The following is an 11,673-nucleotide window of genomic DNA, read 5'->3' on the forward strand; positions in this document are numbered from 1 at the left end:
CCCGGATGAGGGTCATCCGGGCTGGTGCAGCTCGCGCTTCGGGGGCTGGTAGCCAGTCTCGGCAATGATCTTGTCAGCGACCAGCTGATGGTGCCTGGTGGCAGCCGGATCCCCTTGTGCAGCACAGATCTGCGCCAGCAGACCAGCTGCCCGCGCCTCGATGATGCGCATGGAGAGGGACCGAGCGTCATCGAGCACCTGGGTCGCGGTGTGGTGTGCCTCTGGTAGCGCGCCCTCGTTGAGCCTGACCGCGGCGAGGCCCAGTTGAGCCTCAGCGAGCAGGTAGCGGAAGTTGTGGCTGACGGCAATTGCTGCCGTCAGCCGGTAGCACCGCGCGGCTTCCGCCAGTTGGCCCGAGCACAGGCTTCCATCGCCTAACAATCTCCACGCAAACGCCTGGTGCACCAGGTCTCCACCGGTCTCGGCCATCTTGAGCGTGGCGTCGGCGTGGGTACGGCCGGCTACTGTTTCGCCGAGGTCGAGGTAAGTTTCAGCAAGGATGCTGTGGTTCGACGTGAGGAAGAATCCCCGCGCTGACTCAGTGGAGATCTCCAAGGCGGCGTGCAGATCTGCTAATGCAAGGTCGTACTCACCGAGCAGCCGGTAGGTATCAGCCCGGTTCGTCAGCTTCGCGCAGATCCCGACCGGCCGGCTGAGCTCATGGTCGATCTCCAGACCGGTGGTCGCCGATTCGACCGCGCCATAGAGGTCGCCGAGCGAGCGCTGGGTTGCGGACAGATTGGTCAGGACCAGGGTGGCCAGCCTCGAATCCGGGCCGTGCTCGAACAGCTCGCGGCTGCGGGTCAGCAGCCTCTCAGCCTCCAGGAGCTGACCGAGCCCCAGATAGGAGATCGCCATGTTGTTGGTGATGCTCGCCTCCCCGCGGGCGAAGCCGGACTCCTGGAACAGCGTGAGAGCTGACGCAGCACAATCCAGGGCCGGCTCGAAGTCGCCCAGGCTGTCCGCGAGGTTGCTCAGGGACTGCCACATCAAACCTTCGGCCACCTTGTTGCCGGCCGTCTGCGCTGCCTCGAGGCCGGCGCTCAAGACGGTGCTCCAGTCATGATGCAGCCCGGACTGCAGCAGATAATGCCGGAGGACATCGACGAGCTGCCAGGCGAACTCTCCTCGACCGTTGGCGCAGGCGGATTCCACGGCAGCGACGAGGTTGGCGCGCTCGGATTCCAGCCAGGCGACCGCCTGAGCCGGACCGCTGAACTGTCGCGCCGGTACCGGCGGCTGAGGCAGCCCGGTCAGCACCGGATACTCGAAGGCTGTGGCCTCGACCGATGACAACAGATACCAGTCATAGAGTCGGCGCAGGGCGTCCGGTGCCTCGCCGGTGTCGCTGACGACGTCCTCGGCGTACAGCCTCAGGAGGTCGTGCAGGTGGTATCGGGCCAGGGTCCGCCGTTGTGCGAGGTTTGCGGCCGAGAGGACATCCAGTACTTCGCGCGCCCCGTCGAGGTCAACGCCGAACAGGGCAGCGGCCGCCGGCAAAGTGAAGTCTTCCCCAGGAACCAGCCCAAGCAGCCGGAAGCCACGTTGAGCATCCGCGGGAAGACTCCGGTAGGACAGCTCGAAGGCGAGGCCGACGGCGGCACGAGGGTCGCCGGGGATTCTCAGCTTGTCCAGTCGATCTCCGGTTTGCAGATCGGCGACGTGTTCGGCCAGGGAGGCGCGGGGCCGGGCGGCGATGTTCGCGCCGGCGATTCGCAGTGCGAGGGGGAGTCGGTCACACAGACGCACGAGCGCTTCCAGTGCCGGCGGGTCGGCTCGGAGGGCTGCTCCACCGACCATCCGCTCGAGCAGGGCGGTCGCATCCGTGGGGTCGAGGACGTCGAGCGCCAACCGGTGGGCACCGTCCAACGCCGCCAGCCCGACGAGATCCTGACGGCTGGTCACGAGCACGGCGCATCCGTCGCTACCAGGCAGCAGGGGGCGTACCTGATCGACCGTGCGTGCGTCGTCCAGGAGAATCAGCACCCGGCGATCCACGAGCCGGTCACGCAGCGCCGCACTCCGCGCCCCGATGTCATCCGGAACCGCAGGACTGTCCAGCCCGGCCAGCCGCAGCATCTCCACCAGGAGATCTCCGGCCGGGCGCGGGGAATCGCTCGCGCCACCGAGTCGGACATACCATTGCCCGTCAGGGAACCGGTGCCGCACTCGATGTGCCAGCTTGATTGCGAGGGCGGTCTTGCCGACACCTGGAGTGCCGCTGATGGCGACGATCGGTACGCCGTCAGCCAGGACCTGGCGCTCGAGGTACTCGAGGTGTGCCGCCCGGCCGACAAAATCCCGGATGTCCAGCGGTAGTTGTGCACGCGGAACCCAGACGTCTGGCACAGAACCAGTTGCCGGGATCAGGCTGCGATCGGCTGTGAGGATCAACTGACGCAGTCGTTGGAGCTCAGGACTCGGGTCTATGCCGAGTTCGTGGGCAAGCCAGCGCGCCAGCTCCGTGTAGACGTCGAGTGCCTCGGACTGCCGGTCTGCCCTGTACAGGGCAAGCATCCGCTGTGCCCAGAGTCGCTCGCGATGCGGATGCTGCTTGGTCAGCGTGGTGAGGGTGCCAACCAGCTCGGCGCTCTCGCCGAGTTTCAACCTGGCCTGCATCAGCAGCTCGATCGCGTGTAGGCGCTCTTCGTTGAGCCCGGCTGCCTCTTCCCGCTGCAGGGACGTCACCGAGATGCCACCGAAGGGATCCCCGCGCCACAGGTCAAGTGCACGGGTGAGCAGGTCGACAGTCTGCAAAGGGTCGACAGTCTGTATCGACTCATCCTTGAGACGGCGGAACGCGACCAGGTCGGCAGGCCGCTCGTCGAGCTGGTACCCCGGCGGGCGGGTCTGAACGAGATCCGCGCCGACGGCGGCCCGGAGTCGTCCCACGTAGGTGTGGACGGAGGCCCTTCGGTCGGCAGGAGGAGTCGCATGCTCCCATAGTTGTTCTGCCAGCTCGTCCATCGTCACGATCGTTCCGGAGCGCATCAGGAGAATGGCGAGCAGCGTTCGGACGCGCAGCGACGGCAGGGGAACTACATCCCCGGCGTCGTCGACGACCTCGAGGGGCCCTAGTACCCGGAACTCCAACTCTGAGACTCCTTCCGCGATGAACCCTGCCGACAGTGTGTCGCATCTCGGATCACCGCGGCCCTCTTAGATCCACCTTTCAGCGCACGCTGAAGGGTGATCATTCGCGGCCTTCGTTGTCACCGGCAAGGAGTGATCGCACGCTCTCGGCTAGTAAGGAGCGCCGGGGTGGCCCGTACGTGGCGCCGGTCGCGGAGCGGGAGCCGAGATCGCGAGTGTTGCGGTGCGGCCAGGTGAGGGCGACGGCCTGGGAGATCTTCGCCTACGGAGCCGGGCGCCGCCGCAGCATGATGACGAGGACGATCGTCGTGATGGCTGCAGTGAAGACGGCGGCGGCGAGGCCGTAGGGGATGGACTGCATCGAGTTGTAAAACTCGGCGTCCGGTTCACCGTCGCAGTGGCAGGGGGTCGCGTCGTCGACGATGCGCCAGGTGACGATGCCACCGATGAGTCCGTTGATCGGCACGACGAGGCACCCGAACAGCCATCTGTAACCGGCGTTACCTCTTGGACCATTGCTCACAATCGGAACGTAGCGCAGCCGCGGGTTAGAGCTTGTCGGTGATCACGCCTAGGATGAGTCGCCCAAGGGGAGGAGTGCCAGGGTGCAGCTCATCCGGCCCCCGCGTGAGAGATCATCGGTCTGTTCACGACAGTGGCGACATCGATATCGAGCCTCGCAAGACGTTACTCGTGGGCGTCAACGAGGCGGCCAAGACCGCCCTGGTGGGTGCCTTACGGACCGATGACGGAACCGGCCCGGCTGGTCTGTTCGGCGCTACCGTCAGAACCGGGAACGCCTGAGGTTGGAGATGATTCTGATGCGCACGGTTGCCGTACTCACTGGCTGCGGATTGCTGCTGGTTGGCTGTGGAAGCGATCCGGGAGCGGGCCCGCAACCAGCGGCGCCGACATCCTCGGCCACGGTGCCATCGTCACCTCAGGCTTCGCCGGGCGTCAGCTCGACTTCGCCGGAGAAGCAGTCCACGTCGCCGGCGCCTGCTGGGACTGGTGTCAAGACGGCTGCGAGTGATTTCGGAGTGATTCTGTTCGACACTGCGGGTCAGGCGATCTATCTGTTCGACAAGGAGAAGTCGGCGGCCGCGGCGTGCTACGGAGCCTGTGCCGAGGCCTGGCCGCCGGTGCTGACGAAGGGCACACCGAAGGCGCTCGGCGAGGTGAAGCAGTCCCTGCTTGGCACGACGAAGCGGACCGACGGCTCGACCCAGGTCACCTACGGCGGACATCCGCTGTACTTCTATGCGCATGAGAGCAAGAACGAGGTGAAGTGCCACAACATCGAGGGCTTCGGCGGATTGTGGCTCGCAGTCACCTCGGCCGGCGTGGCAGCGCCCGTCTGAGTCGGTCGAGTCCGATCAAAAACCTCGGCTCGCGTCCGGTCGAGATACCTCTGCAGCGCTGCGGTGTAGAGCTCTTCCATGCCGCCGAAGGCGTTGTAGAGACTCGACCGGCTCAGCCCGGTCGCGGACACGACCAATCCAAGATGAGGGGTGTGGCGCGATGGTGACTAACCAACGGCCTGAAGTGCTGGTGCTGGACGTCAACGAGACCCTGTCCGACATGGAACCGCTGCGTGCCCGTTTCAAGGCCGTGGGGTTGCCCTCGCATGCCCTGGACACGTGGTTCGCGGCCACGCTCCGGGACGGATTCGCGCTCACAGCCGCCGACTCGTACGCCGCCTTCCGCACGATCGGCAGCGACGTGCTCCACTCGATGCTTCTGGGCGCAGGGCTCGACGCGACAGATGACGTGATCAGCAGCGTGTTGTCCGGATTCACCCGATTGCATGCACATCCGGACGTCGCGCCCGGGCTGATGCGGCTGCACGAGCTCGGGTTCCGCCTGGTCACCTTGACGAACGGCGCAGCGGCGATGTCGGAGCAGATGTTCGCCGAGGCCGGGGTTCTCCAACTGCTGGAGCATCGACTGGACGTCGAGAAGCCCGGTCGCTGGAAACCCCACGCCGCGTCGTACCGGTACGCCGCCGAGGTCTGCAAGACACAGGTGGACCGGATGGCTTTGCTGGCGGTACACCCGTGGGACATCGACGGAGCTCGTCGGGCCGGGATGCTCGGCTACTACCTGGATCGACGGCGGACGCCGTACCCGCAAGCATTCCTGCCGCCCAACCTCACCGCCCCCGACCTCGAATCGCTGGCCGAAACGCTTGCCGCGTCGTACCAGTCATAGCCGTGATCGCTTGGAGGTCCGGACCGTCGCTGTGCGGCGGACAGCGAGCCGGTCGGAGCCCACTGCGCGGACATCGCCGGATCAGGGAAGCGGAGCCATTGCCGGGATTCATCGGCGCAACTAGGGTCGGGATCAAACAGCTGCCCCTGGAGGTGCCCGCCATGCGCCGATTGCTTGCTGTGTTGATGGTCGCCGGCCTCGCCGTGCCGGTTGCGACCACTGCATCCGCCGACCCACAGACCGTCCCGAACGGCCCGTGGGTGCAGGACTCTCAACATGTCGGCCTGGAGCGCCTGCACTCCTACGACGAGATGGTGAAGGCACTCCGGCAGATCGAGCGCAAGTCACAGGGCCGGGTCGCGCTGGAGACGGTAGGCCGTTCGAACGAGGGCCGCGACCTGTACCTCGCGAAGGTCGGCACAGGGGCGACGAAAGTCCTCTACATCACCCAGCAGCACGGCAACGAGCCACTGGGGACGGAGGCCGCGCTGCAGTTGCTGCAGCGGCTGGGCAACGGCGGCGCCGGCTGGGACGCCATCCTCAGCAAGGTGACCCTGCTGGTCATCCCCAAGGTGAACCCGGACGGCTCCGAGCGATTCCAGCGGCAGAACCACGACCCGGACTGTTCAGGCGCCTTCTGTACGCCGGGTGTCGGGTTCGACGTCAACCGCTGGCACGACCCAGCTGTTCCGCCCGAGGCGAACCCGGTCCCCGAGGCGGCCGCAGTGCAACGGGTCGCCATCCGGTACCAGCCGAGGGTGGTCGTCGACTACCACCACCAGGGCTCGTACCGCAGTGCCGACGGAGACCTGATCACCACGTCGATCTTCTGGCCGAACCACCCGGATGCACCAGCCCCGGCCGTCGCGCTGTCGAGACAGCTGTGCCTGGTCATCTCCGACACCCTGATGCACTACGGGTTCGCCGAGGTCAGTCAGTACCCGGGCACGTTGCCGCGGGGGATCGCGCGCAACTCGTACGGCATCCGCGGCACCGGCAGCGTCCTGGTCGAGCTGCGCGGCGATATCGGGCAGAAGAGTTCCGGGATGCTGGTCCGGACGGCGTACGCCTCGATGGCGGCACTGCTGGAGTCGATCGCGGAGGGCACGGTCTTCACCCAGGACCCGGCCCGCGCCGACACGATCCCGCTGCGGGGCGAGTTCATCGAGAACCCGCACGAGGAATAGGGGACAGTCGCCTGGCCCGGGCTGATTCGGGACGGGGCGGAGTCAGTCGATGGGTACGGCGATCGAGGTCGAAGGGCTCGTCCTGGCAGAACCCGCTCTACTCCGGCCGGCTCAAGGGCCTGAACGCTACAGCGTGTACGGCCCATTAGCCGTCGGCTGGTTCGCTGTGAAGGCCACGGCCGGACCGCCGGCCAAGGCCTTGCGCAGTTCGGCGACACCTCATCGAGCGGTGCGAGCTGGTAGATCCGGCCCGCGTCGAGATGCGGAGGAGTACTCATCTCAAGACTTCGGAGCCACGGCCGGCTCCTGCTCGGCCGCGGGGACCGTCGTACCGCTGAGGTGCGGCTCCGCGTCCGGAACGTGACGGCGGCGCCGTAGCAGGTGCGCAACGGTTCCCCAGACGCCTCGGCGGAAGAGCAGCACGACCCCCACGAAGATCAGACCGGTGATGAGGCCCGGACCGGTGATGTTCACCGGCCCGATATGGATACCAGAGGTCGCGAGGTAGTCCTCCACCTGCACGATCACAGCGGCGCCGATCATGCTGCCCCACAACGTCCCGATGCCACCGAGCACCGTCATGATCACGACCTTGCCGGACGTCGTCCAGTACACCTCCTGCAGAGAGGCGAACCCGTGGCTGACCGCGTAAAGCCCACCAGCGAGCCCGGACAGACCCGCGGAGATGACGAAGACCATCACCTTGTACCGATCCACGGGATACCCGAGGGAGCGCGATCTGGCCGGGTTCTCCCGGATCGCGACGAGCACCCGGCCGAAGGGGGAGTGGACCACCCGCCACGCGATGAGCAATCCGATCAACGCGATCGGCAGACCGGCGTAGTAGAAGTAGAACGGGTCCGAGAGATCCAGCCCGAACAGGTTCTTCGGGATTCCCTGCAGCCCGTTCTCCCCACCGGTAAGGCCGCGCCACTGGTTCGCGACGTAGTACACCATCTGCGCGAAGGCGAGAGTCACCATCGCGAAATAGATGCCGGTACGCCGTACTGCGAGCAGCGCGATCGGCACGGCCAGCACCATCGCCACGACAGCCGCGCCGAGAACCGCGACGGGGAAAGGCGCGCCAGTCTCGATGGCGATCGTGCCGGCCGTGTACGCCGCGCTGCCCCAGAACGCAGCATGGCCGAACGACAGCAGGCCGGTGAACCCGAGCAGCAGATCGAGCGCCACCGCGAACAGCGCCCAGGCTACGATGTCCATCGCGATCGGCGGGTAGATGAGCCAGGGCAGCGCGAGCGCGATCAGCAGTCCGCCGAGGACGGCGACCAGTCGCCACAGGCGCGGCATCGCGGCCAACTTGCGGAACACCAGCGCCGTCATACGGCAGTCTCCTCACGGCCGAACAGCCCGGCCGGTCGCCACAGCAGCACGACGGCCATCAGGATGAAGACCGACGTGGTCGCCAGTCCGGGGACGTACACATTGCCGAGCGCCTGCAGCATGCCGATCAGGAACCCGGCGGCGACCGAGCCGAAGATCGACCCGAGTCCGCCGATCACGACGACCGCGAAGACGAGGATGATCAGGTCCGCTCCCATCAGGGGACTGACCGCCCGCATCGGCGCAGCCAGCACGCCGGAGAGCGCTGCCAGGGCGATCCCGAACCCGAAGACCGGCGAGATCCACCGCCCGACGTCGATCCCCATCGCCCGGGTCAGTTCGGGTCGTTCGGTCGCCGCGCGGATGATCATCCCCACCCGAGTCCGGGCCAGGAGCAACCAAGCACCCACCGAAACGAGCACGGAGAACACCAGCACGAACACCTGGTAGGCCGGGAAGTCGAACAGCCCGAGGTCGACCGTGCCGCGGAGCCCGGCTGGTTGCGGATACGGCTGCGGCTGCGAGCCGTACTTCATCCGCAGCAGATCCTGGAGGATCAGCGTCAGGCCGAAGGTCAGCAGGAAATTGTACAGCGGGTCCAGCGCGACCAGGCGGCGTACGAGCAATCGCTCCAACGCCATTCCCACCGCACCGAGCGCCAGCGGCACCACCAGCAGGGCGACCCAGAAGTTGACGCCGGCCTCGTTGAGCAGGATGAACGCGCCAAACGCACCGAGCATGTAGAACGCACCATGGGCGAAGTTGACCACGCCGAGCATTCCGAAGATGACGGCCAGCCCGAGCGCCAGCAGTGCGTAGAAGCTGCCGTTGACGAGTCCGTTGAAGGCGTGTTGAAGCAGGTCAGTCATTCCTAACCCATCTTGCAGGTGCTCTCGGACACGGGCTTGAACGCCTTGTCCGCGGGAATGGTGGTCACGATCTTCTCGTAGTCGTAGTCCTCCTTGACCTCGCTCTTCGGCTTCACCTCGGCCAGGTAGACGTCGTGGATGACGCGGTGGTCCTCGGCCCGGATCTTGCCGTTGCGCAGGAAGAAGTCGTTGATCTCCTTGCCTTCCAGGTTCTTCACCACGTCGTCCGACGCATCGGTACCGGCGGCCTGGACGGCTTCGAGGTAGTTCATCGCGGCCGAGTAGTTGCCGGCGTGCGCGAACGACGGCCGCGAGCCGGTCTTCTCCTTGAACTTGTCGGCCCACTCGCGGTTCTGCTGGTCGAAGTTCCAGTACCACGCGTCGGTGAACTTCGTTCCCGCCAACGCGTCCGGACCGAGCGAGTGGATGTCGGTGATGAACATCAGGCCGACCGACAGGCCGATGCCCTTGTCCTTGAGGTTGAACTGGTTGTACTGCTTCACCAGGTTCACCAGTTCGCCACCCGCGTGCATGGCGCCGAGTACGTCGGGCTTCGCGGCCGGTGCCTGCAGCAACTGGGACGAGAAGTCGCCGCTGGTGTTCGGGAACTCCGACGACTTCTTGCCGACGACCTTCCCGCCGGCCTGCTCGACGGCCGTGGAGAAGCTCTTCTCCATGTCCTGCCCGAACGCATAGTCGGGGTAGACGATGTACCAGTTCTTCGCGCCGGCCTCGGTCACGGTCGTCCCGGTCCCGTTAGCGAGCATGTAGGTGTCGTACGCGTAGTGGAAGGTGTACTTGTTGCATTTGTCACCGGTCAGCGCGGTCGTCGCCGCGGTGATGTTGAAGTACAGCTTCTTCTTCGCCGCGGCCTGCCCGGCGACGGCGAGCGCGGCCGACGAGGTCGGTACGTCGAAGATGGCGTCGGCCTTCTGCCGGTCGTACATCTCCTGCGCCTTGGTGTTGGCGACCTCGGGCTTGTTCTGGTGGTCGGCGACGATCACCTCGATGTTCTTGCTGACGGCATCGTCGCCGTGCTTGGCCTTGAAGTCGTCGACGGCCATCTGTACCGCCTTGACGGCGTTCGGACCGGACAGTTCGCTGTAGATGCCGGTCTGGTCGTTGATGACGCCCAGCACGATCTTGTCGTCGCTGATCTTCCCGCCGCCACCCGATGGGCCGCCCGCCCCACCGCCACAGGCTGCCAGCAGCGAGACGACCGCCAGGGTCGAGATCGCCGGGATGAGGTTTCGTCGCATCAGTTCTCCTCCGATGGTGCGTTGGGATGCTCGTCAGATGCCCAGGTACTCGAGCAGTTCGTGCTCGCGTTCCTTGACCTCGGTGTTGTCCAGCGTCTGCGCCACCCGGCCTTGGGCGAGCAGGTAGTGGCGGTCGGCAACGGTCGAGGCGAACCGGACGTTCTGCTCGACCAGCAGTACCGTCACCCCGGCCGCCTTGACGTCGCGCAGGATGTCGCCGATCTGGCGCACGAGTACCGGTGAAAGGCCTTCGGTCGGCTCATCGCACAGCAGGAGACGCGCGCCCATTCGTAGTACACGGGCGATGGCGAGCATCTGCTGCTCGCCGCCGGAAAGCTTGGTGCCGGGGAACTTGCGGCGTTCCTTCAATACCGGGAACGACTCGTAGACACGGTCCATGGACCAGGCGCTGTCGCTGATGCCGGGTGGAAGTCTGAGATTCTCCTCGACGCTCAGGCTGGCGAAGATCCCGCGGTCGTCCGGTACGAGGCCGAGGCCTCGGCGGGCGCGTCGGTGAGCCGGCAGACCTGTGATGTCCGCACCGTCGAGGGTCACCGTTCCTGCCGTCGGGCGGTGCAGTCCCATCAGGCAGCGCAGGAGCGTGGTCTTCCCGGCGCCGTTGCGGCCGACCAGGGTGACCACCTCACCGGCGGCCACGTCGAGCGAGACGTCCCGCAGTACCTGCGCCTCGCCGTACGACGCGTTGATGCACTGCACGCTAAGCAGCGGACTCACCGCCCAGGTAGGCCTCGATCACTCGCGGGTCGCTGCGTACTTCGTCGTACGTGCCCTCGGTCAGGATCTGGCCGAACTGCAGCACCGTGACCCGGTCGGCGAGACCCGCGACGACGCTCATGTTGTGCTCCACGAGGACGACCGTGCGGTCCGTACGGATCCGCCTGACGAGCTCGACCGTTCGTTCGACGTCTTCCATTCCCATGCCGGCTGTCGGCTCGTCGAGGAGCAGGACAGCTGGGTCGAGAGCTAGGGCGAGGGCGAGTTCGAGGGCACGTTTCTGGCCGTAGGCAAGGGTTCCGGCCGGTACTTCGCGCTGCCGGACCAGGCCGACCTCGTCGAGGAGTTCGCCGGCGCGGGCCCGGAACTTGGTCAGCACTCGGTCGGATACCCAGAACCTGTGACCGAGCTTCGTCGTACCCATCAGGGCGAGTTCGACATGCTGCTGGAGCGTCAGCTGCTCGAACAGGTTGGTGATCTGGAACGAGCGAGCCACGCCCAGGCGCGCGATCCGTTCCGGCGACGAGCCGGTGATGTCACGACCGCCCAGCATGATCTGGCCGGCGCTCGGTTTGAGGAAGCCGGTGAGGAGGTTGAACAGGGTCGTCTTGCCGGCGCCGTTCGGGCCGACCAGCGCATGTACATCGCCGTCGGCCACGGTCAGGTCGACGCGGTCCACAGCAGTGAAGCCGCGGAAACTCTTACTCAGACCGGCGGTCTTGATGACCGCACCGTCGCTTGGATCCATGGGTGGAACCTAGGTGCGCGGCGAATCACTATCTATGTCCTCCGTCCACACATTGATCTCGCGTTTGATGTGCCCGCAGGACGCGACGACACCGAACCCGCTGGGCGGGTTCGGCGCGGACCGGGGCTGATCTATCTGGCCGATCTGGCCAGGTCGGCGGCGGGCCAGTTCCGGGATCACGGCCCGGTACAGAAACGACGACGCGGGCACGCCGTGCAGGCAGACGACCG

10 protein-coding genes are annotated in these 11,673 nt (G+C 66.1%); 3 read left to right on the forward strand and 7 right to left on the reverse strand.

Features of this window, described 5'->3' with window-relative positions; all coding sequences use genetic code 11:
- Window positions 1–12: 12 nt before the first annotated feature.
- Window positions 13–3,093 (reverse strand): AfsR/SARP family transcriptional regulator, encoded by a 3,081-nt coding sequence (locus tag A3ES_RS0123090; RefSeq protein WP_020389214.1) that lies wholly within the window; start codon window positions 3,091–3,093, stop codon window positions 13–15.
- A gap of 262 nt (window positions 3,094–3,355) precedes the next feature.
- Window positions 3,356–3,559, reverse strand: a complete 204-nt coding sequence (locus tag A3ES_RS0123095) for a hypothetical protein (RefSeq protein WP_020389215.1) — start codon at window positions 3,557–3,559, stop codon at window positions 3,356–3,358.
- A gap of 355 nt (window positions 3,560–3,914) precedes the next feature.
- Here A3ES_RS0123095 and A3ES_RS56785 point away from each other — a divergent pair, with 355 nt between their 5' ends.
- The 3 genes from A3ES_RS56785 (at window position 3,915) to A3ES_RS48065 (ending at window position 6,491) form a co-directional block, all read left to right on the forward strand.
- Entirely contained in the window at window positions 3,915–4,454 is a 540-nt protein-coding gene (locus A3ES_RS56785; RefSeq protein WP_026163123.1) for a COG4315 family predicted lipoprotein, read from the forward strand.
- A gap of 160 nt (window positions 4,455–4,614) precedes the next feature.
- Complete coding sequence (locus tag A3ES_RS0123110) at window positions 4,615–5,304, forward strand: haloacid dehalogenase type II (protein ID WP_020389218.1); 690 nt, start codon at window positions 4,615–4,617, stop codon at window positions 5,302–5,304.
- 161 nt (window positions 5,305–5,465) lie between these two features.
- Entirely contained in the window at window positions 5,466–6,491 is a 1,026-nt protein-coding gene (locus A3ES_RS48065; RefSeq protein ID WP_020389219.1) for a M14 family zinc carboxypeptidase, read from the forward strand.
- A 279-nt stretch (window positions 6,492–6,770) separates the two neighbouring features.
- On the opposite strand, the gene A3ES_RS0123120 is transcribed toward A3ES_RS48065, so the two are convergent.
- The 5 genes from A3ES_RS0123120 to A3ES_RS0123140 are packed head-to-tail and all read right to left on the reverse strand — an operon-like array spanning window position 6,771 to window position 11,443.
- Entirely contained in the window at window positions 6,771–7,832 is a 1,062-nt protein-coding gene (locus A3ES_RS0123120; protein WP_020389220.1) for a branched-chain amino acid ABC transporter permease, read from the reverse strand.
- On the reverse strand, window positions 7,829–8,701 hold the full coding sequence (locus A3ES_RS0123125) for a branched-chain amino acid ABC transporter permease (protein WP_020389221.1): 873 nt from the start codon (window positions 8,699–8,701) through the stop codon (window positions 7,829–7,831). The genes A3ES_RS0123120 and A3ES_RS0123125 overlap by 4 nt, the downstream gene beginning before the upstream one ends.
- Window positions 8,702–8,703: 2 nt before the next feature.
- Complete coding sequence (locus A3ES_RS0123130) at window positions 8,704–9,960, reverse strand: ABC transporter substrate-binding protein (protein ID WP_020389222.1); 1,257 nt, start codon at window positions 9,958–9,960, stop codon at window positions 8,704–8,706.
- Between the two features lie 33 nt (window positions 9,961–9,993).
- Window positions 9,994–10,695 (reverse strand): ABC transporter ATP-binding protein, encoded by a 702-nt coding sequence (locus A3ES_RS0123135; protein ID WP_202806563.1) that lies wholly within the window; start codon window positions 10,693–10,695, stop codon window positions 9,994–9,996.
- Window positions 10,679–11,443, reverse strand: coding sequence for an ABC transporter ATP-binding protein (locus A3ES_RS0123140; RefSeq protein ID WP_020389224.1), 765 nt, complete (start codon window positions 11,441–11,443; stop codon window positions 10,679–10,681). Before A3ES_RS0123140 ends, A3ES_RS0123135 begins: the two co-directional genes overlap by 17 nt.
- Window positions 11,444–11,673 lie beyond the last annotated feature (230 nt).

Origin of the sequence: Kribbella catacumbae DSM 19601, from assembly GCF_000372465.1 — a bacterium.
Lineage (GTDB): Bacteria > Actinomycetota > Actinomycetes > Propionibacteriales > Kribbellaceae > Kribbella > Kribbella catacumbae.